Consider the following 20566-nt stretch of genomic DNA (forward strand, 5'->3'; position numbering starts at 1 on the left):
GGGGTGCGCCGGCTCAGCCGCGGTCGGCCGCCGCGGGCTCGGGTGCCGTCTGGGCGGCGTCGTCCGGCGCGGTCTCAGGCGCCGGGGCGCCGGGCACACGGCCCTCGGCCACGGCCTTGAGCCGCTCGCGCTCCTCCTCGTTCACGCGCTCGGCGTACGGCACCCACGGGGGCGCCACGAGCGCACCCTCCCCCGCCATGAGGCCGGTCTCGCACACGGTGACCTGCTTGGCGCGTGGGGCCCGGGCGATCGTCACGTACCAGAGCCAGCCCGCGTAGCCGGGCATGCGGCACGCGAAGCGGTGCGTCAGGAGCCGGTCGTCGTCCACGAGCACGTCCACGTGCTCCCCCACCTCGTCCGGGGCGGCCAGCCCGGCCAGCCCCGCGCGGGCGGCGTCCACGGCGGCGGCGAGCAGCTCGTCGCGGCGCGGGGCCCGGCGACGCGCGGGCGGCACGGCCGCCCTCTCCTCCGCGGGCGCGGGCTCGGCGTCGGGGCTCCGGTGGTCGACGCGCGGGGCGTCGTCGTGGGTGGTCATGGCTCAGGCCTCCAGATCGTCGGCGACACGGCGCAGCACCTGCGCCATCTTCTGCGCCTGGGCGCGCTGGGGGTAGCGGCCGCGGCGCAGGCCGTTGGAGGTCTGGTCCAGCCACGTGATGAGGTCCTCCATGAGGACGGCCATCTCGGTGGCGCCGGGTCGGTGGTTGCGGACCACCGAGGGTGCGGCGTCGAGCACGCGCAGCGAGAGCGCCTGCTTGCCGCGGCGGCCCTCGGCCACGCCGAACTCCACGCGGGTGCCTCCGCGCAGCTCGGTCACCCCGGCCGGCAGGGCCGAGGCGGGCACGTGGACCTCCTCGCCCTCGTCCGTCTGGGCGAACCCGAAGCCCTTGGTCGAGTCGTAGAACTTGATGCGCCCGGTGGGCATGTGCGTCACCTGCTCCTCGTCATGTGGGTCCACCGCGTCGGGCCGGCGCCGCAGGGGCGGCCGTGCTCTCGTCTCGGGTCGGCGGGGTCCGGCACCGGCGTGGCGGTGCGCCGCGGCATCGGTGGGACCAGCCTGGCCGTGCGCCCGGAGGGGACGGCGGAGGACGTGGTCGTCAATGACCTCCCAGGATAGCCCGACTAGAGTGGCGGGCATGCCTCGGACCTCCACCCTCCCCGCCTCCGCGCCCGCCGCCGACCCCGCCGATCACCGAGGCGGTCGTGGCGTCGTCCTGGTGCTGGGCGTGGCCGTGACGGCGGTGTCCGCTCTGGCCCTGGTGGCCCTGCTGGTCGCGTACTTCCTGGCGTGGCCGGCGTCCCCGGCGCTGTTCGCGCTCGCGCTGTTCGGCCTGCCCGTCGGCTTCGGCCTGATGCTGCTGCACGTGGTGCTGGGCGCCGTCCGGCGCTCGCGCCCCTGAGCCGTCGGGCCGACGACGCCCCGTGACATCCAGCACCCTTTCAGGGTGTTCCCAGGTCGGGGCGGTTGACTGGGCCCCATGCAGCCTCAGAACCCCGAAGCACGCCTCCTGGTGGTGGACGACGAGCCCAACATCCGCGAGCTGCTCTCCACGTCCCTGCGCTACGCCGGCTTCGAGGTCACGGCCGCGGCCAACGGCCGGGAGGCCCTGGACGCCGCCGAGGAGTTCCAGCCGGACCTGGCCGTGCTGGACGTGATGCTCCCGGACATGGACGGCTTCACCGTGACCCGCCGCCTGCGCTCCGCCGGCCGTCACTTCCCCGTCGTGTTCCTCACCGCGCGGGACGGCACCGAGGACAAGATCACCGGCCTGACGGTCGGCGGTGACGACTACGTGACCAAGCCGTTCTCCCTCGACGAGGTGGTCGCCCGCATCCGCGCCGTGCTGCGCCGCACTGCCTCCCTCGACGACGACGACGCGGCGGTGCTGCGCGTGGACGATCTCGAGCTCGACGACGACGCGCACGAGGTCCGCCGCGGCGGCGAGGTCGTGGAGCTCTCCCCCACCGAGTTCAAGCTGCTGCGCTACCTCATGATGAACCCGAACCGGGTGCTCTCGAAGGCCCAGATCCTGGACCACGTGTGGGAGTACGACTTCAACGGGGACGCCTCGATCGTCGAGTCCTACATCTCCTACCTGCGCCGCAAGATCGACGTCGGCGGCCGCGAGAAGATGATCCACACCAAGCGCGGCGTCGGCTACATGCTCCGCACCGCGGACAAGCGCTGACGTGCGTGCGCGGCTCGACGCCGCGGCGGCCCGCGTCCGCCATCCGCGCGCCTGGCTGAGGGGCGCGTGGCAGGGGCAGTCCCTGCGCACCAAGCTGGTCGTGATGATCGCGGCGCTCATGCTGGCCCTGGTCGCCGTGACCGCCGTGGCGACCGCGGTGCTGTTCCGCCAGGAGGCGGTGCGCCAGCTGGACGAGGACATGGCCGCCAACCGGGACACCGTCTCGATGTACCTGGCCAACGTCGCCCAGACCGGCGAGTACTACATGCCGCAGCTGCCCATCCTGCGCTTCTACGGCGTCGTGTGGGACAACGAGGGCGCGCGGGTCGTCCAGACCCCGGTGATGCCGGGTGCGGACGAGCCGGCCCTGCCGGACATCACCCCGGCCGAGGCCCTGGAGCGCGGCTCCGCCTCCTTCGAGGTGCCCGGCACACAGCCGGACTCGAGCGGCTGGCGCGTGCAGCTGTACGGGCTCAGCAGCGGCGACGGCACCATGGCCGTGGCCCTTCCCCTGCAGAGCGTGACCTCCTCCGTCGAGCGCGTCACCTCGATCGTCGTGACCATCGGCCTGCTCGCGACGGCGGGCACCGTGATCGTGGCCAACCTGGCGGTCCAGCGCGCGTTCCGCACCCTGAACCGCGTGGAGCGCACCGCCGCCAAGATCGCCGCCGGCGACCTGAGCCAGCGCGTGGAGAGCGCGGCGCCCGACACCGAGGTGGGCCGGCTCTCCCGCTCCCTCAATGCCATGCTCGCGCACATCGAGTCCGCGTTCCGGGACAAGGAGATCTCCGAGGACAAGATGCGCCGCTTCGTGCAGGACGCCTCCCACGAGCTGCGCACCCCCCTGGTCACCATCCGCGGATTCTCCGAGCTGTACCGGCACGGCGGGCTGCGCGAGGAGGAGGACGTCGCCGCCGCCATGCAGCGCATCGAGTCCGAGGCCACCCGCATGACCCGCCTCGTGGAGGACCTGCTCACCCTGGCCCGCCTCGACGAGCAGCGCCCCCTCGAGCACGCCCCGGTGGACCTGCTCATCCTCGCGATGGACTCCATGATGGACGCCTCCGTGAACGCCCCGGACCGCAAGGTCACCCTCGTGGGCCCCGACGGCGACCGGGCGGCCCCGGCGCCCATCCTCGGCGACGAGAACCGGATGCGCCAGGTGGTGGTGAACCTCATGGCCAACGCCCTGCGCTACACCCCCGCCGGCACCCCCATCGAGATCGCGGTCGGCACCGTCGACCACCTCGGCGGCCAGGCCGGGGCGGACGGCGCGGGCCGCAGCTCCGTGATCGAGATCCGTGACCACGGGCCGGGCGTGTCCGAGGAGGACCGCGCCCGCATCTTCGAGCGGTTCTACCGCGCGGACACCTCCCGGCACCGCGAGACGGGCGGCACGGGGCTCGGCCTGGCCATCGTCGCGGCGATCGTGGCCCAGCACGGCGGCTCCGTCCGGCTGCTGGAGACCGAGGGCGGCGGCGCCACCTTCTCCGTCCACCTGCCGTGGGCGCCGTTCGAGGACGAGGCGGACGAGGACGTCGAGGACGAGCGCCCGTCCGCGCAGGACACCGACGACGACGCGGCCGGTCCGCCCAGCGGCCCCCTCGCCCTGACCGCGCCGTCAGGAGCCGGCGCCAGCGCCGCGGACGCCGCCCGGCGCAGCCGCCTGCTGCGGGCGGCGGAGCGGTTCCGTCGCGCCTCGGCCGAGCGCCGCCGCCGGGTGTCTGCTCCTGCACAGGCGCCTCAGGCCGACGCCCCGTCCCCAGGCGGGGACGACCCGGCGGCCGGGCGCGACGCGCGTCCCTAGCGTGGTGCCCGGCGGCACCCGCCGCCCATCAGCACTCATCAGAGGGGACAGTCACATGAGCATCGTGCAGATCGACGTCGAGGACCTGCGGGCCAAGAGCGGGGCGGTGGAGGGCTCCATCGGCCGCCTCCAGGCGGAGGTGAGCACCATGGAGGCCAACCTGCGCCAGCTGCAGGACACCTGGCGCGGCCAGGCGGCCGCGAACTTCCAGGGCGTGCTCACCGAGTGGCGCGCCACCCAGCAGCGCGTGGAGGAGTCCCTGGCGGGCATCCGCCGCGCGATGGACGCCGCCGCCACCCAGTACCAGGACGCGGAGACCGCCAACGCCGCGATGTTCCGGTTCTGAGCGCCCGGCGCGGACCGGGGTGCGGCCGGCCGGCCGCGCCCCCGGTCCGCGCTTCCTAGAGTGGGGGCATGACCGTCCTGATCGACCCACCCGCGTGGCCCGCCCACGGCACCGTGTTCTCCCACCTCGTCTCCGACGCCTCCCTCGAGGAGCTCCACGCGTTCGCGCGGGCGGCGGGGCTCTCGGAGCGGGCCTTCGACCGGGACCACTACGACGTGCCCGCGCACCGACGTGCCGAGCTCGTGGCCCGCGGGGCGGTGCCCGTCAGCGGACGGGAGCTGGTGCGCCGCCTCGCCGCCTCGGGGCTGCGCGTGCCCGCCCGGAGCCGCGCCGAGAAGCGGGACGTGGTCCTCGCCCGGCGCTGGGCGCGGCTGTTCGAGGGCACGGCGGCGAGCCCAGATGCGGTGACGACGGCGGGTCGCGACCTGCTGGCCCGCTGGACGGAGCCGCATCGGCACTACCACGACCCGGCCCACCTGCTCGCGGTGCTCGAGTCCGTGGACCTGCTCGAGCGGGCGGGGGCGGAGACCGGACCGGATCCGCGTGCGGTCCGCCTGGCCGCGTGGTTCCACGACGCCGTCTACGCCGGGGACCCCACCGCGCCCGCCGGCCAGGACGAGGCGGACTCGGCCGCCCTGGCCCGGGACGTGCTCACCGATCCGCGGCTGGCCGTGCCGGCCGACGTCGTCGACGAGGTGGCACGCCTGGTGCTGCTCACCGCCGCCCACGACCCGGCCCCGCACGACGCGGCCGGGGCGGTGTTCTCGGACGCGGACCTCGAGGTCCTCGGCCGCTCCCCCGAGGCCTACGCCCGCTACGTGGCCGCGGTGCGGCGGGACTACGCGCACGTGTCCGACGCGGACTGGGCCCGCGGTCGCGGCGCGGTGCTGGACGCCCTGCTGGGCGCCGAGCGGCTGTATCGGACCGCGCCCGGCCGAGCGCGCTGGGAGGCCGCCGCCCGCCGCAATCTGGCGGCGGAACGAGCCGCGCTGTCGGCCTGAGCGGGGCGCCTCGGTGCTGGCCCGGAACGCGGCGAGGCCCGCCTCCCCGGACGGGGAGACGGGCCTCGCAGGCTGGGCGTCCGAACGGGTCGGGCCGGCTCAGCGGCTGATCACATCATGCCGCCCATGCCGCCCATCGGGTCCATGCCCTCGGCGCCGGCGGCGGCCTTCTCGGGCTTGTCCGCGACGACGGCCTCGGTGGTCAGGAACAGGCCCGCGATGGACGCGGCGTTCTGCAGGGCCGAGCGGGTCACCTTCACCGGGTCGTTGATGCCGGCGGCCAGCAGGTCCTCGTACTCGCCGGTGGCGGCGTTCAGGCCGTGGCCGTCGTCGAGGGTCTTGACCTTGTCCGCCACGACGCCGGGCTCCAGGCCCGCGTTGAAGGCGATCTGCTTCAGCGGGGCCTCGATGGCGACCTTGACGATGTTCGCGCCGGTGGCCTCGTCGCCCTCGAGCTGCAGGCCGCCGAACGCCTTGGCGCCGGCCTGGATCAGGGCCACGCCGCCGCCGGCGACGATGCCCTCCTCCACCGCGGCCTTGGCGTTGCGCACGGCGTCCTCGATGCGGTGCTTGCGCTCCTTGAGCTCCACCTCGGTGGCCGCGCCGGCCTTGATGACGGCCACGCCGCCGGCCAGCTTGGCGAGGCGCTCCTGCAGCTTCTCGCGGTCGTAGTCCGAGTCGGTGTTCTCGATCTCGGAGCGGATCTGTGCCACGCGGCCGGCGATCTGCTCGGCGTCGCCGGCACCCTCCACGATGGTGGTCTCGTCCTTGGTGATGACCACCTTGCGGGCGGAGCCCAGCAGGTCGAGGGTGGCGTTCTCCAGGGACAGGCCCACCTCGGAGGAGATGACCTGGCCGCCGGTGAGGATGGCGATGTCGGCGAGCATGGCCTTGCGGCGGTCACCGAAGCCCGGGGCCTTCACGGCCACGGACTTGAAGGTGCCGCGGATCTTGTTGACCACGAGGGTGGCCAGGGCCTCGCCCTCGACGTCCTCGGCGATGATCAGCAGCGGCTTGCCCGACTGCATGACCTTCTCGAGGATCGCCACCATGTCCTTCACGGAGGAGATCTTCGAGTTGACGATGAGGATGTAGGGATCCTCGAGGACGGCCTCCTGGCGGTCCGCGTCGGTCACGAAGTAACCGGAGATGTAGCCCTTGTCGAAGCGCATGCCCTCGGTGAGCTCGAGCTCGAGGCCGAAGGTGTTGGACTCCTCGACGGTGATGACGCCCTCCTTGCCGACCTTGTCCAGGGCCTCGGCGATGAGGGAGCCGATCTGCTTGTCCGCGGCGGAGATCGAGGCGGTGGCCGCGATCTGGTCCTTGGTCTCGATCTCGCGGGAGGCGGAGAGCAGCTCAGAGGTGACGGCCTCCACGGCCTTCTCGATGCCGCGCTTCAGGGACAGCGGGTCGGCGCCCGCGGCCACGTTGCGCAGGCCCTCGCGGACCAGCGCCTGGGCCAGCACGGTGGCGGTGGTGGTGCCGTCGCCGGCGACGTCGTCGGTCTTCTTGGCGACCTCCTTGACGAGCTCCGCGCCGATCTTCTCGTACGGGTCCTCGAGCTCGATCTCCTTGGCGATGGAGACGCCGTCGTTGGTGATGGTGGGGGCGCCCCACTTCTTCTCCAGCACCACGTTGCGGCCGCGGGGGCCGAGGGTCACCTTCACGGCGTCGGCCAGGGTGTTCAGGCCCTTCTCCAGGCCGCGGCGGGCCTCTTCGTCGAATGCGATGGTCTTGGCCATGTGCAGGTCCTTTCTGTACGTCGGCTTCCTACTTCTGGTGGCTGACCCGCGCCGATGCCCGCGACGGACGGCCCCTGGGGGCCTCATCGGTGGACAGGTCCTCCTCCACGGCGCCGGACCGACCGGGGTACGGCTGGCAGTCGCGCCTTCGGAGTGCTAACCCCATTATGAGCACTCGCACCGGGAGAGTGCAAAGGGTCCGCGGTGCGGGAGCCCGCTCTTCCGCGGACGGCGGACGGCCCCCGGCAGAACGCCTCGGGAGGCGCCCCGCCGGGGGGCCGGGAAGGGTGCGCGTCCGGCACGGCCGCACGGCGGGCGGGTCAGCCGGTGACGACCACCGCGACGCCGTTCACCTGCAGGTTCGGGGTCTGCATGACCGGGAAGCCGAGCTCCTTGCCGACCGCCTCGGCGGCGGCCTTGTTGGCCGAGCCGTTGTACAGGACGGTGGAGGACTGGATGCCGTAGCCGCTCCAGTTCTTCGCGTCCACCGAGGTGTAGCCGGCGCTCGTGAGCCGCTGCGCGTAGGAGGCGGCGAGGCCCTGGGTACGGGTCGCGTTGTACACGGTGACGTGGGTGCCGCGCACGGCCGCGGACTGCGCGGCCGCACGAGAGCTCGACGCGGCCGCGGACTGCGAGCGCGAGGCGTCCGCCGCGGCGGCCGAACGGGACGCGGCGGCGCGCGAGGACTCCGCCGCCTGGGCGGCCGAACGGGACGCGGCGGCGCGCGAGGACTCCGCCGCCTGGGCGGCCGCCGCCGACCGAGACGCCTCTGCGGACTGCGCGGCGGCCTCGGAACGCGAGGCCTCCGCCGCCTGTGCCGCGGCGGCGGCACGGGACGACTCGGCGGCCTCGGCGGCCTCGGCGGCGGCTCGAGAGGACTCGGCGGCCTCGGCGGCGGCCGCCTCCTGCGCCGCCCGCGAGGACTCGGCCGCGGCCGCGGAACGGGACGCCTCCGCCGCGTCCTCGGACGGGGTGGGGGACTCGGTCGCGGGTGCAGTCGACGCCGACGCGGAGGACGCCGAGGAGGACTCGGACGACGCCGACGCCGACGCCGACGTCGACGTCTCGGCCGCCGGGGCCGTCGTCGAGCTCTCGGCGGCGACGGGCTCCGAGCGGTCACCGGTGAGCCACGGCAGGACGACGCCCACGAACAGGCCGGCGAGCAGGACGAGGCCGGCCACCCAGAGCAGCGGGCTCAGGCGGCGACCCCCGCCCGTGGCGGTCGCGCCGGCGGCGGCGAAGGACTCGCGGTGCGCGCCGCGCTGGTCCGTGTACTCGGGGACCTCGTCGAAGCGGTCGGGCTGGTAGGCCATGGGTCAGTTCTCCTGGCGGGAAGCGGGCGTGGACGGCGCCGGATCCGCGGGTCCCCTCCGGGCCCGGCTGCGGGTGCCGCGCTTGCGCAGCAGCCGCGTGACCAGCAGGGGTCGGTAGGCCAGGGCGGCCTCACGGTCCAGCAGTCCGTTCAACACCTGATAATAGGCGGTCGGAGACAGCCCCAGACGCTCACGGACGGCGTGGTCCTTGGCCCCGCCGTACCGCCAGGTGTCGGCCTCCAGGTCCAGGACCGCACGCTCCAGGTCCGTCAGCTCGTCCCGCCGCGCCCCCGCGCGGGCACCCTCGTCCGGGGCCGGATCGGGCGAGACGGGCGTGGGGTGGGACATGGCGGCCACTGTACCCACCCGGTCTACCCTCGGGGCATGGAGTTCATCGCGCCCCTGGATCCGGGCTGGGAGGCGGCCCTCGCCCCGCAGGCCGCCGCGTTCGAGCAGGTCGGAGAGCGGCTGCGGGTCCGCCGGGCGGCCGGAGAGCAGGTGCTGCCGGCACCGGAGCACATCCTGCGGGCGTTCCGTCAGCCGTTCGCGGACGTCCGCGTCCTCGTGCTGGGCCAGGACCCCTACCCGACGCCGGGCCATCCGATCGGCCTGAGCTTCGCGGTGGACCGCCACGTGCGGCCGCTGCCCCGCTCCCTGGCCAACATCCACCGGGAGCTGCACGACGACCTCGGCATCACCCCGCCCGCCCACGGCGACCTCTCCGCGTGGACGGACCAGGGCGTGCTGCTGCTGAACCGCGCCCTCAGCGTGCGGGCCGGCGCACCCGGCAGCCACCGCGGCCTCGGCTGGGAGCAGATCACGGAGGCCGCGGTGCGGGCCCTCTGCGCGCGCGGCACCCCGCTCGTGGGGCTGCTGTGGGGAGCCGACGCGCGGCGCATGGCGCCGCTGCTGACGGCGGCGGGGGCCGGCGTCGTGGAGTCCCCGCATCCCTCGCCCCTGAGCGCCCACCGCGGGTTCTTCGGCTCCCGGCCGTTCAGCCGGGTGAACCGGCTCCTCGAGGCGGCCGGCGCGGCCCCGGTGGACTGGCGCCTGCCCGACTGAGCCGGGCCGCCGGTCAGCCGCGCTGGTGCATCACGAGTTCGGTGGGCAGCAGCGTGCCCATCCGGTCGGTGATCGGCTTGGCCAGGGTGTTGCCGAAGGCGACGCCGGCCGCGATCGCCACGACGATGACCGCGGCGTTGAACAGTCCCTCGACGCCCAGCAGCGTGGCCCCGGTCTCCACGGTGAACCCGTAGACGGACCGGAACATGGTGAGTCCGGGAAGCAGGAACAGCATGGACGGCAGGACGATCACGAGCGCCGGGGCCGCGAGCCGCTGGGCCACCAGGCGGCCGAGGAACCCGACCGCCGCCGCGGCGACCGCGGGCACCAGCCGGTCACTGACCCCGATCTGCTGCGCTGCCAGGTACGCGCCGAAGCCGGCCCCGGACACGAGACCGCAGGCCAGGATTTGCGGCCACCGCGACTGCTCCACCACCGCGTCCGCCATGCCCGCGGCCATCACGAGGCCCAGCAGCAGCAGCGGCGGATAGCTCAGCGTCCCCGCCTCGGCCAGGTCCAGCTGTTCGAATCCCACGAGATCCCCGATGCCCACGGCGATCATGATCCCGGCCATCACCCCGGCGAACACGAGCAGCGCGGAGAGGAAGCGGCCCGCGGCGGTCACCGGGAAGCCGTGGATGGCGTCCTGCACCGCGGTGACGAACCTCGCCGTGGGCAGGAGCATCATGATGCCGCCGGCGATCACCAGCGCCGGGTTGACCGGCAGGTCGAGGGCGTGGGCCATCAGCGCGATCACCGTGGCCGTGATCGCCCCGAACATCGTGGAGAAGATCTCCGGGAAGCGCGCCTTGTCCGCCTGGACCTTGAGCCAGAAGACCAGCCAGGTGGAGACCATGCCCAGGGCCGCGCCCGTCCAGGTCCCGCCGATGAACGGCACGAAGCAGGCCACGAACACGCCGGAGAAGAGGACCTCGAAGACGGCGGGGAACGGCTTGGGCTGATGCCGGATCTCCACGAGCCGGCGCTGGGCCTCGGCCCGGTCCACCTCGCCCGCGGCGATCTCCTCGACGAGCCGGTGGACGGCCACGAGCCCCTCGAAGTTCACCGAGGACGAGCGGACCACCCGCTGGAGGGTGAACGGGGCCTCGCCGCGTGAGGAGTCGGGCGCGTAGTTCAGGGAGATGGACTGGTTGGTCAGGTCCACCTCGGTCTCGAGGATCCCGTAGGCCTGCGTGGCCACGATGATCGAGGTCTCCACGTCCAGCGAGGCCGCGCCGAAGCTGAACATCGTCTCGCCCAGCTTGAGCGCGAAGTCCAGGGTCGTGCGGGCCTCAAGGGCCTGCGCCTCCGCGCGGCGCTGCTGCAGCGTGGAGCGCATGCGGCGCCCGTACGGCGAGGAGTGCAGGCGGTCGGCCAGCACGAGCGCCTGCGTCGGCAGGTTCTCGACGAAGACCTCGCGGGAGCGCCGGCCGCGCCGACGCCCGCGCTTCTCGGGCGGACCCGCGGGGACCACCGGGTCCGGGACGGTGATGTCCGGCGCGGGGATCACATCCGGGGCGGGCAGGGCGCCGTCGGCCTCCGCGGGCGCCAGGACGGAGGTGGGCACCTGCTCGGACAGCGGCGGCTCGGTCAGGGGCGCGTCCGCGGCCGGCTCCGGCAGCGTCTCCGCCTCCGGCTCGGCCGATTCCTCCGGCTGCGGCTCCGGCGCCGAGACCGGATCGGCGGCGGCGGGGCGGACCACGGGCGGCAGCGGCTCCGTCGGCTCGACGGCGACCGCGGCCGGGTGGGCCGACTCCGCCGGGTCGAGGTCGAGCAGGCCGGGGTCCTCCGGGTCGAGCGTGAGGTCGCCGACAGCGGCGGCGTCCTCGGCGCCGGCCGGGCGCAGCACGGGGATGAGCGTGGGGACGGCCGGGGGCTCCGCGATGCGGGGGTCGAACCGCGCCGGCTCCTGGGTGCCCTCCTGCTCCATGCGGCTCACCCTCTCCTTCCGTGTGCGGGCGCTGGACGCGCCACGGCGGTGGGCCGAGCCCCGCCGACGCGTCCATCCAACCACGCCGGCACCTCCCCCGCCGGGGCCGTCGGCACCGCGGCCCGGGGACGCGAAAGGGCCCTCCCGGAGGAGGGCCCTGCTGCGGTGGATCTTACTGGACTCGAACCAGCGACCTCTCGCGTGTGAAGCGAACGCTCTAACCAACTGAGCTAAAGATCCGGGCGTCGCCCCATGGGGGTGACAACTCGAAGAACGATACCTCAGGCGGCGCCGCCTGTCCACCCGGGCGACGGCCACCCCGCGCACGGCGGAGCGGCCATCGAGAGCCGACGAGCACGTCAGGCGTCGGTCAGCGTGGCGCCGGGCTCGAAACCGCCCTGGGCGACCAACGAGGTCCCGGCGCCCGGGGCGGGCTCCGGTCAGGAGCTGCCACCGAGGGAGGAGACCGCCCTGGCGGCGTCCGCCAGGCCGGCGCCGCAGCCCGCGGAGCAGGACACGGGCATGGACCGGGCCGTGGACCTGAGGGTGGACTCGACCTGGGCCGGGGTGAGGCTCGGCCGCTCGGCCAGCAGCAGGGCGGCCAGGCCCGCGACGTGCGGGGTGGCCATCGAGGTGCCGTTGTAGGCGGCGTGGCCGGCCGTCGTCGGGGTGGTGGCGCCGTTGTTCACGGTCGAGATGATGTTCGCGCCCGGGGCGGTCACGTCCACGGCGGAGCCGTAGTTCGAGAACGAGGCGCGGGCGCCCTGCGAGGTGGAGGCGGCCACCACGATGGTGTTCCGGCAGTTGGCCGGGCGCACGTTGGCGGCGGGCTGGTTCTCGTTGCCCGCCGCCACGACGACGGGCACGCCGCGGGAGACGGCCGCGTTGATCGCGTTCTGGTAGGTGGTGCCGCACGTGCCGGAGCCGCCGAGGGACATGTTGATGACGTCCGCCGGGTTCGGGTTGGCCGGCACGCCCGCCACGGTGCCGCCGGCGGCCCACACGACCGCGTCGGCGATGTCGGACAGCGAACCGCCGCACTTGCCGAGCACGCGGATGGGCTGGATCTTCGCGTTCGGGGCCACGCCGACGACACCCTGGGAGTCGGCCACGGCCGCGACGGTGCCCGCCACGTGGGTGCCGTGCCACGAGGAGTCGGAGGCACCGGCGGTGCCGCACTCGCCGGCGGCGTACCAGTCGCCCTCGTCGCGCGGGTTGGAGTCGCGGCCCCCGCCGTCGCGCGCCGCCCTGCCGTCGGAGATGAAGTCGTAGCCGGGCACGACGTTGCGGTCGAGGTCCGGGTGGGAGGTGATGCCGGTGTCGATGACGGCCACGGTCGCACCGGAGCCCGTCGTGCGGTCCCACGCCCCGGGGACCCGCATGCCGTGGGTGCCGGTGAAGCCCCACTGCTGCGAGTAGAGGGCGTCCACGGGACTCAGGCCGGTGGCGGTGAGGATGGCGTCCGGCTCCACGGCCTCGACCGCCCCGGAGGCCTTCAGGTCGGCCATGAACTTCGCGGACTCGGCCTGATCCAGCTTGCGGTCCGCCTTGACCACGCGGGAGCCGAGCGCGGTCTCACGCAGCTCCTTCACGGAGACGCCGGCCTCCTTCGCGGCCTTGCCCCAGGCGTTGGCTCGGCCCTTCGCGTGGGCGGTGGCGGCGGTCTCCTTGTAGGTGACGATGAAGGAGTCGTAGCCGTCGGCGTTCGGGTCCTCGACCTGCGCCGCCGCCAGGGGCGAGGCGGCGGTCGGGGTGGCTGCCGGTGCGGCGGGGGCGTCGCCGGAGGGGGCCGCGAGCGCGGGGGACGAGGTCAGGGTCCCGCCGGCGAGGACGGCGCCGGCCACGAGGGCGCCGATGCGGCGGCGGGTGCTGCGGAGTGGGGAGGACTGCACGGGATCTCCTCGGAGTTCTGGGCCACCGGACGCGGGTGCCCGAGGGGCTCGGGCCGGGGTGACTGGGATCACGGTAAGGTCACGATTCCGTCACGACGAGGCCCAGGGTCGAAGTCTGGCGGATGGTCGAGGCATCTCTGGCGGATCCGCCAGCCAAGCCCGGCGGATGGCCACGGGCGCGCACAGCGGCGCCCCAGCGTCGGCCCGCGCCGGACACGACGACGGCGCCGCGCCCTCCCGGCGGAGGTGCGCGGCGCCGTCGGGCCCGCGGTGGGGTGGAGCCCCCTGCCGGATTCGAACCGGCGACCTGCTGTTTACAAGGCAGCTGCTCTGGCCAGCTGAGCTAAGGAGGCCTGCGGCCGGCGCCCGGGGCGCCGCGGCCGGCCCTTCCAGCGTACAAGGCCCGGGCGGACGGCGCGGGGCGCCCCCTGCGTGGGGACGCCCCGCGGACCTCGGCGACGGGTCAGCCGGGTCAGCCGGCGATCTTGGCGCCCGCCCAATCGGCGAAGGTCTTGTCCTCGCCGTCGAGGGCCCAGTTCTTCCCGTCCACGAACACGGTGGGGGTGCCGGCCACGCCGGCGACGCGCGCCTGGCGGGTGGTGTGCTCGACCGCGGAGCGGAACGTGCCGTCCTCGACGCAGGAGGCGATGTCCGCGCCGTGCTCCTGCGCGAGCTGCGTGATCGCCGCGTTGTCCAGGCCCTTGCCCTGGTGCTCGTCGTAGGTGGCGAACAGGGCGGCCACGAAGCCGTTGTAGGCCTCGGGCTTCTGGTCCGCCACGCAGTACGCGGCGTTGGCGGCGCGGGCCGAGTAGTTCTGGTTGTTCGGGGCGCTCAGGTAGTCCACCATCCGGTACTCGACCGTGGCCTCGCCCTGTTCGAGCCACTGCTCGATCTGGTCCGCGTTGGAGGTCTCGAAGTCCGCGCAGTGCACGCAGTTGAAGTCCGCGTAGAGCACGATCCGCGTCGGCTCGCCGTCCGCCCGGGCCTCGGTGTCCGGCAGGGTCTCGGGCTGGGAGCTCGCGGACTGCTTCGGCACCTCGATCCTCGAGGGGTCGACCTCGCGTTCTCCCGCGCCCTCCGCCAGGCCCGTGGCCGAGGTCAACTCGATGCCGCCCTGCTCGTTCGTCACGGCGGGGATGGGGCCGGCGGCCGCGGCGTCGTCGCCGTTGCGGTTGAGCACGAACGCGACGACGAGGCCGATCACGAGCACCGCCGCGAGGACCGAGCCCCAGATGACGCCGGTGCGGCGGCGGCGGTCCTTCCTGCGCTGCTCCTCCTGGATCTGGCGGGCACGCGCACGGGCGTCCTTCGCCGAGGTGTGCGAGCCTGACGTGTTCCGGGCCAAGGGTCCTCCTCGTGGGGCAGTCGGTCCGGGTCGAGCACCGGAGCCGGCGGGCAGCGGGCGCGCCGCGCCAGGCGAGCATAGCGGCCCTGTCTGGAAGGATCGTGACCATGGACACCGTCGAGACCCCCTCCCCCGTCGATCGACTGACCATCACGGGGGCCCCCTCGGGGGACGCCTCCGAGGACCCGGCGACGTCGCTGCTCGCCCTGCCCTGGGCGCTCCCCCTCGAGACGTGGCCGCGTGAGGTGCTGGCGGCTCTGCCGCGGGGCATCTCCCGTCACGTGGTGCGCTTCGCCCGCATGGGCGGGGGCATCGTGGCGGTGAAGGAGACCACGGAGGAGCTCGCGTTCCACGAGTACCGGCTGCTGCGCCGGCTCGAGCGGGGCCCCGCGCCGTCGGTGGTGCCGGTGGCCGTGGTCACCGGGCGCACCCACGACGACGGCACGCCGCTGCCCGCCGCCCTCGTCACCCGGCACCTGCGCTTCTCCCTGCCGTACCGCGCCGTGTTCTCGGAGCGCCTCGAGCGCCGCACCCTCGTGCGGCTCATGGACGCGCTGGCGACGCTGCTCGTGGAACTGCACCTCGAGGGGTTCATCTGGGGTGACGTCTCCCTGTCCAACGTCCTGTTCCGGCGGGACGCGGGCGGGTTCGCCGCTCACCTGGTGGACGCCGAGACCGGCGAGCTGCGGGAGCGGCTGTCCAACGGCCAGCGCGAGCACGACCTGGACGTGGCCGCCGTGAACGTGGGCGGCGAGCTGCTGGACCTGCAGGCCAGCGGGCTGCTGGACCCGGAGGTGGACCCCGTCACCACGCCGGACCTGCTCGTGGCGTCCTACCGACGGCTGTGGGACGAGCTGACCGAGCCTCTGCTGTTCCCCCGCGCCGAGCCGTGGCGCCTGGACCGCCGCGTCCGCCGCCTGCAGGAGCTCGGGTTCGAGCTGGCCGAGTACTCACTGCGCGCCGCCGACGCCCCCGGGATGATGATCGCCCGGCCCGTCGAGATCCACGCGGGCTACCACCGCCGTCGGCTGACCCGCCTCACGGGACTCGAAGTCCAGGAGAACCAGGCCCGGCGGCTGCTCGTCGACATCGAGGCCGCCCGCCGGGAGTGGGACCCGTACATGGACATCGAGAGCGCGGCGCACCGCTGGGTGGTGGAGGTGTTCGACCCCGTGGTCCACTCGGTGCCCCTCGAGCTGCGGGCCAAGCTCGAGCCCGCCGAGGTGATGCACCAGCTCCTCGAGCACCGCTGGTACCTCTCCGAGGCCCGCGGCCAGGCCGTGCCCCTGCAGGAGGCGGTGGACTCCTACGTGGACACGGTGCTGCGGACCCGCCGCGACGAGGACGCGGTGGCGCTGCACCCCACGACCACCATGCTGCGCGCCGTCCCACCCGCGGACGCGGACTGACGCCGGCCGCGGCTCAGCGGCGCAGGAGCAGGAAGCCGGGGGCCGGGACCGCCGCCGGCACCGCGCCGGGGCCGAGGGGGCCGTCGTCGCCGTGGCCGGCGAGGAGCTCGGCCCGCGTCAGGCCCGCGGGCACGGGCAGCGGCTCCGCGCCGAGGGCGACGAGCAGGATGACGTCGGCGTCCTCGCCGGCGCGGGTGAGGCGCACGTGGCGCCGGGCCGCGTCCACCTCGGCCCGGACGCGGTCGCGGCGAGGGTCGGTGAGCTGGGGCAGCGTGCGGCGCAGGCCGATCAGGGTGCGGTAGGCGGCGAGCACGCGCGCCCCGCGGCCGTGGCCGTCCGCGCCGCCCGCGGCCTCCGCCCAGTCCAGCACCGCCGCGTCCCGCGTGGCGGAGTCCTGCGGGTCGGGGACGTCGGCCGGGTCCCAGCCGTGGGCAGCGAACTCGCGGCGACGTCCCTGCCGGACGGCGTCCCCGAGCTCGGGCTCGCGGAACGAGGTGAAGAACGGCCACGGCGTCGAGGCCGCGAACTCCTCCCCCATGAAGAGCATCGGCACGTGCGGGCCGGTCAGCAGCAGGGCGGCCTCGGCCGCGAGCGCGCCCTCGGACAGGGCGGCCGCGGTGCGGTCGCCGCCGGCGCGGTTGCCCACCTGGTCATGGTTCTGGATGCTGGCCACCCACGCATGGTTGGGGAGGGCGTCCGGCACGGGGCGCCCGTGGTCGCGGCCGCGGAAGGTGGATCGGGTGCCGTCGTGGAAGTAGGTGCGCTCCATGACCTTGGCCACCGCCTCCAGCGGGGCGAAGTCCGCGTAGTAGCCGTGGGTCTCCCCCGTCGCGGCCACGTGCAGGGCGTGGTGGACGTCGTCGTTCCAGGCCGCGGCGAGGCCGAGCCCGCCGGCCTCGCGGGGCAGCACCAGACGCGGGTCGTTGAGGTCGGACTCGGCCACGAGGGGCACGGGTCGGCCGGCACGGGCCGCGATCCCGTCCGCGAGCGCGGCCATCTCCTCGAGCAGGTGCACGGCGCGGGCGTCCCGCAGGGCGTGCACCGCGTCGAGGCGCAGCCCGTCCACGCGCATCTCCTCGAGCCAGAAGCGGACGTTGTCCAGGACGAGCCGGCGCACCTCGTCCGAGTCGGCGCCGTCCAGGTTCAGGCCGTCGCCCCAGCCGGTGCCGCCCTGACCCAGATACGGCCCGAACACCTGCAGGTAGTTGCCGGAGGGGCCCAGGTGGTTGTGCACGACGTCCTGGACCACGCCGAGGCCGGCGGCGTGGGCGGCGGCCACGAAGCGGCGGTAGGCGGCGGGGCCGCCGTAGGACTCGTCGACGGCGAACCACGCCACCCCGTCGTAGCCCCAGTTCCGAGGGCCGGAGAAGGAGTTCACGGGCAGCAGCTCGACGTGGGTGACCCCGAGGTCCCTCAGGTGCGGCAGGCGGGCGATGGCGGCGTCGAGGGTCCCCTCCGCCGTGAAGGTCCCCACGTGCAGCTCGTAGAGGACGGCGCCGCGCAGGCCGCCGCCCTGGGGCGCGGCCGGATCGGACTCCACCCCGGGCGGCCCGGCCCAGCCCTCGTCCGGCCACGCGAAGACGCGGCCGGCGACGTCGCGGCGGGAGGGCCCGTGGACCGTGTCGGGCTGGCGGCGGGAGCGGGGGTCCGGCACGGGGTCCGCCCCGTCCACGCGGTAGCCGTAGCCGGGGTCGGCCGGCGGCTGGGCGGCGTCGAGGCCAAGGGCGGCCAGCGGGTCCTCCGTGGGCGTCCACCAGCCTCCGGCGGCGGGGGCCATGGCCACGACGGCGGCGACGGGCCAGCGGTCCTCGGCGTCGTGCAGGGCGCCGGGCTCGGTGTCGACGAGGACGAGGTCGACGCTCTCGGCGTGCGGCGCCCAGACGGCGTAGGGGATGGCGCGCGCGGCGTCGACGGCGGCCCGCTCGGCCGCGGCGGGGTCCACGGGGTCGGAGCCGATCGGGTGCAGGCCCGGGGCGGGGGCGTCGGCCGGACGGGGCTCGGTCACGGGGCGGTCCTCTCTCGGCGGTCGGACGGGGCGTGCGCCGGGACGAGCAGCGCGACGGGCAGGGTGCTGAGCAGTTCGTCGAGGCGCACGGCGCCGCGCGCGTCCGGGTGGACGGGGTGGCCGGTGACGGCGTCCTCCCACCGCCCAGCCGGCACGGTCACGACGGTCTGGCCCCAGCCACCCGCGGCCGCGAGGCGGACGGGCCAGCGCGTGGCCACGGCGAGCGCCCCGCCCCGGTCGAACGCGATCGCGTGTTCGGCGGCGGGGCCGGAGACGTCGAGCGGGCGGTGGCCGGTGAACAGCTCGGGCCGGTCGCGGCGGGCGCGCAGCACGCCGGCCACGACGGCCAGCTTGGCGGCGGCGGGGTCGTCGAGGCCGGGCGTGTGGCCGGCGTCGAGGCGGTCCAGCAGGTCGGCCCGGGCCGCGAAGTCCACGGGGCGGCGGTTGTCCGGGTCCACGAGGGTGGGGAAGGGCACCTCCGTGCCCTGGTAGACGTCGGGGACGCCGGGGGCGGCGAGCTGGACGAGCTTGTGGCCGAGCTGGACCACCAGGCCGGGCTCGGCGATGCGGTCCGCGACGGCCTGGAGCACGCCCCGGGCAGGCCCCTCGGGGGAGGTGACGGCGGCGGCGAGTGCGGCGAGCCGGGCCTCGAACTCGGGGTCCTGGTCCGTCCAGGTGGTGGCCAGGGCCGCCTCGCGGGAGGCCTTCTGCAGGAAGCCGAGGATCCGCTCCTCCTCCGGCGTGGTGCCGTCCGTGGGCCAGACCCCCACGATGGACTCCCAGAGCAGCCGCTCCGCGTCGGGGTGGCCGAGCGGGTGGAGGCGCCTCAGCTCCGCGAGCTCGGCGGCCCAGCGGTCGGGCTCCTCGGCGAGCACGGCGATGCGGGCGCGCACGTCCTCGCCGCGCTTGGTGTCGTGGGTGCTCAGGGTGGTCATGGCCGTCGGCCAGGCGGCCTGGCGCGCCTGCTGGGCGGCGTGGAAGTCGGCCAGGGACAGGGCGACGTGGGAGGGGTCTCCGCCGACCTCGTTCAGATTGGCCCACCGGGTGTACCGGTAGAAGGACCGGTCCTCGACGCCCTTGGCCATCACCATGCCGGAGGTCTGCTGGAACCGGCGGGCCACGGGCGAGTCCGGGTCGGTCAGCTCGGGCCGCAGGTCGCCGAGCACGTCGGCGAGGGCCGGCTCCGCCGCGGCCGCGTCCGCCAGCGCGCCCTCGAGCACGGCCAGGCCCACGGGCAGGTAGGTGCGGTACACGGGCAGGCGGGCGAGCACGGCGGCGAACGCGGCGGCCACGTCCTCGTCCGGGTGGGCACCGAGGGCGTGCACGGCGCGGACCTCCCGGACCAGCCGGGCGGTCTCGGCCGCGAGGGAGCCGGTGGCCACGTCGTGCTTGGCCCGCACCACGGCCTCGTCCCACTCCCGACGACGGCGCGCGTCCTCGGCCTCATCGCCCGCGGCGTCGGGGTGCATGAAGACGCGTTCGACCTCGCCGAGCGCGTCGTAGCCGGTGGTCCCGTCCACGGGCCAGTCCGCGGGCAGCGCCTCACCGGGCTCGAGGATCTTCTCCACCACGAGGTAGCCCTCCGGGAGCACGTGGGAGCGCAGGCGTCGCGCGTAGCCGGCCGGGTCCGCCAGGCCGTCCGGGTGGTCCACGCGCAGCCCGTCCACGAGCCCTTCGCGGACCCAGCGGGCGGGTTCGGCATGGACGGCGTCGAAGACCTCGGGCTCCTCCACCCGGACGCCCGCGAGCGTGGTGACGGTGAAGAACCGGCGGTAGTTCAGCTCGGCGTCGCCGCGGCGCCAGCCGACCAGCCGGTAGTGCTGGCGCTCGTGCACGGCGCGGGCCAGGCGGACCTGCTCCGCGGTCGGCTCCTTCGCCGGGTCCGCCGCCGCGAAGACCTCCGCGGCGCGCAGCCCGGTCTCCGCCTCGGCCGCCTCGAGCGATCCGGGGGCGAGGGGGTAGACGTTGTCCCAGTAGCGCAGACGGCCGCCCTCGGCGTCGACGACGAGACGGTCCAGTTCCGCGTCCGCGTCCCCGTCAGGGCCGTCTCCCAGCACGGGGATGAGCAGGGACCCGCCGCCGGCCGCCCAGTCCACGTCGAACCACGCCGCATGCGCCGCCTCGGGACCGTGGGTGAGCACGTCCCACCACGCCGGATTGGCCTGGGGCGTGGCCACGCCCACGTGGTTCGGCACGATGTCCACGAGCACGCCCATGCCCGCCTCGTGCGCGGCGCGCGCGACCATGTCCAGCCCCTCGGCCCCGCCGCGGGCGGCGTCCAGCCGGGTGGGGTCCACGACGTCGTACCCGTGGTCGGAGCCGGGCTCGGCCTCGAGCAGCGGCGAGAGGTAGAGCCAGTCCACGCCCAGGCGCCGCAGATAGGGCACGAGCCCGGCCACGGACTCCAGCGGCAGATCCGGGCTGACCTGGAGCCGGTAGGTGGACGCGGGGGCGGAACGGACGGTCGAGGTGCTCACGCGGCGACGCTAACAGAGGCCCCCGACGCGGCATCAGGCCCGACGGGCCGG

Annotated in this window: 17 protein-coding genes and 2 tRNA genes; 7 read left to right on the forward strand and 12 right to left on the reverse strand. The window is 74.9% G+C overall.

Translation table 11 applies throughout. The features are described 5' to 3' along the window. Positions 1-13: 13 nt before the first annotated feature. Positions 14-535: a DUF3027 domain-containing protein gene (locus tag ACUW6W_RS10750; protein WP_454180179.1), complete on the reverse strand. Its 522-nt coding sequence runs from the start codon at positions 533-535 to the stop codon at positions 14-16. 3 nt (positions 536-538) lie between these two features. Continuing rightward, positions 539-922 carry a cold-shock protein gene (locus ACUW6W_RS10755; RefSeq protein WP_020628350.1) on the reverse strand — a complete coding sequence of 128 codons (384 nt, stop codon included), beginning with the start codon at positions 920-922 and terminating at the stop codon, positions 539-541. 211 nt (positions 923-1133) lie between these two features. Between ACUW6W_RS10755 and ACUW6W_RS10760 the strand changes: the two genes are divergently transcribed. From ACUW6W_RS10760 to ACUW6W_RS10780, 5 genes are all read left to right on the forward strand, one after another. Further along, positions 1134-1397, forward strand: coding sequence for a hypothetical protein (locus ACUW6W_RS10760; RefSeq protein WP_041103073.1), 264 nt, complete (start codon positions 1134-1136; stop codon positions 1395-1397). 78 nt (positions 1398-1475) lie between these two features. After that, complete coding sequence (locus ACUW6W_RS10765) at positions 1476-2186, forward strand: response regulator transcription factor (RefSeq protein WP_041103075.1); 711 nt, start codon at positions 1476-1478, stop codon at positions 2184-2186. A gap of 1 nt (position 2187) precedes the next feature. After that, positions 2188-3993 carry a sensor histidine kinase gene (locus ACUW6W_RS10770; RefSeq protein ID WP_041103078.1) on the forward strand — a complete coding sequence of 602 codons (1806 nt, stop codon included), beginning with the start codon at positions 2188-2190 and terminating at the stop codon, positions 3991-3993. A gap of 55 nt (positions 3994-4048) precedes the next feature. Further along, a complete protein-coding gene (locus ACUW6W_RS10775; protein WP_010079419.1) occupies positions 4049-4339 on the forward strand; it encodes a WXG100 family type VII secretion target in 291 nt (96 codons plus the stop codon). Between the two features lie 68 nt (positions 4340-4407). Continuing rightward, positions 4408-5340: a DUF4031 domain-containing protein gene (locus tag ACUW6W_RS10780; protein WP_041103081.1), complete on the forward strand. Its 933-nt coding sequence runs from the start codon at positions 4408-4410 to the stop codon at positions 5338-5340. A 110-nt stretch (positions 5341-5450) separates the two neighbouring features. Here ACUW6W_RS10780 and groL read toward each other — a convergent pair whose 3' ends face one another. The 3 genes from groL to ACUW6W_RS10795 all read right to left on the reverse strand — a co-directional run bounded on the left by groL (position 5451) and on the right by ACUW6W_RS10795 (position 8743). Next, positions 5451-7082: a chaperonin GroEL gene (gene groL / locus ACUW6W_RS10785; protein ID WP_041103083.1), complete on the reverse strand. Its 1632-nt coding sequence runs from the start codon at positions 7080-7082 to the stop codon at positions 5451-5453. A gap of 320 nt (positions 7083-7402) precedes the next feature. Beyond that, positions 7403-8395 (reverse strand): LytR C-terminal domain-containing protein, encoded by a 993-nt coding sequence (locus ACUW6W_RS10790; protein WP_041103085.1) that lies wholly within the window; start codon positions 8393-8395, stop codon positions 7403-7405. A gap of 3 nt (positions 8396-8398) precedes the next feature. Continuing rightward, positions 8399-8743 carry a DUF3263 domain-containing protein gene (locus tag ACUW6W_RS10795; protein WP_230278137.1) on the reverse strand — a complete coding sequence of 115 codons (345 nt, stop codon included), beginning with the start codon at positions 8741-8743 and terminating at the stop codon, positions 8399-8401. 36 nt (positions 8744-8779) lie between these two features. Between ACUW6W_RS10795 and ACUW6W_RS10800 the strand changes: the two genes are divergently transcribed. Further along, complete coding sequence (locus tag ACUW6W_RS10800) at positions 8780-9457, forward strand: uracil-DNA glycosylase (RefSeq protein WP_041103087.1); 678 nt, start codon at positions 8780-8782, stop codon at positions 9455-9457. Positions 9458-9470: 13 nt separating this feature from the next. Here ACUW6W_RS10800 and ACUW6W_RS10805 read toward each other — a convergent pair whose 3' ends face one another. The 5 genes from ACUW6W_RS10805 to ACUW6W_RS10825 form a co-directional block, all read right to left on the reverse strand. After that, on the reverse strand, positions 9471-11387 hold the full coding sequence (locus ACUW6W_RS10805; protein WP_241247894.1) for a threonine/serine exporter family protein: 1917 nt from the start codon (positions 11385-11387) through the stop codon (positions 9471-9473). A gap of 166 nt (positions 11388-11553) precedes the next feature. After that, positions 11554-11627: transfer RNA gene (locus ACUW6W_RS10810), tRNA-Val, on the reverse strand. Positions 11628-11827: 200 nt separating this feature from the next. Next, the gene (locus ACUW6W_RS10815) at positions 11828-13279 is read right to left on the reverse strand and encodes a S8 family peptidase (protein WP_225348292.1); all 1452 of its coding nucleotides are present in this window, start codon (positions 13277-13279) and stop codon (positions 11828-11830) included. A gap of 276 nt (positions 13280-13555) precedes the next feature. Continuing rightward, positions 13556-13632 (reverse strand) — tRNA-Thr (locus tag ACUW6W_RS10820). 119 nt (positions 13633-13751) lie between these two features. After that, positions 13752-14624, reverse strand: a complete 873-nt coding sequence (locus ACUW6W_RS10825) for a DsbA family protein (protein WP_036315925.1) — start codon at positions 14622-14624, stop codon at positions 13752-13754. Positions 14625-14731: 107 nt separating this feature from the next. Here ACUW6W_RS10825 and ACUW6W_RS10830 point away from each other — a divergent pair, with 107 nt between their 5' ends. Then, positions 14732-16033: a DUF4032 domain-containing protein gene (locus ACUW6W_RS10830; RefSeq protein WP_041103091.1), complete on the forward strand. Its 1302-nt coding sequence runs from the start codon at positions 14732-14734 to the stop codon at positions 16031-16033. Positions 16034-16046: 13 nt separating this feature from the next. Here ACUW6W_RS10830 and treZ read toward each other — a convergent pair whose 3' ends face one another. Together treZ and treY are read right to left on the reverse strand one after the other, a co-directional pair. Beyond that, a complete protein-coding gene (gene treZ, locus ACUW6W_RS10835) occupies positions 16047-18038 on the reverse strand; it encodes a malto-oligosyltrehalose trehalohydrolase (RefSeq protein ID WP_095354048.1) in 1992 nt (663 codons plus the stop codon). Next, complete coding sequence (gene treY, locus ACUW6W_RS10840) at positions 18035-20515, reverse strand: malto-oligosyltrehalose synthase (RefSeq protein WP_095354050.1); 2481 nt, start codon at positions 20513-20515, stop codon at positions 18035-18037. Before treY ends, treZ begins: the two co-directional genes overlap by 4 nt. Between the last annotated feature and the right edge of the window lie 51 nt (positions 20516-20566).

It is taken from the genome of Micrococcus sp. 093350064-1, assembly GCF_053627955.1.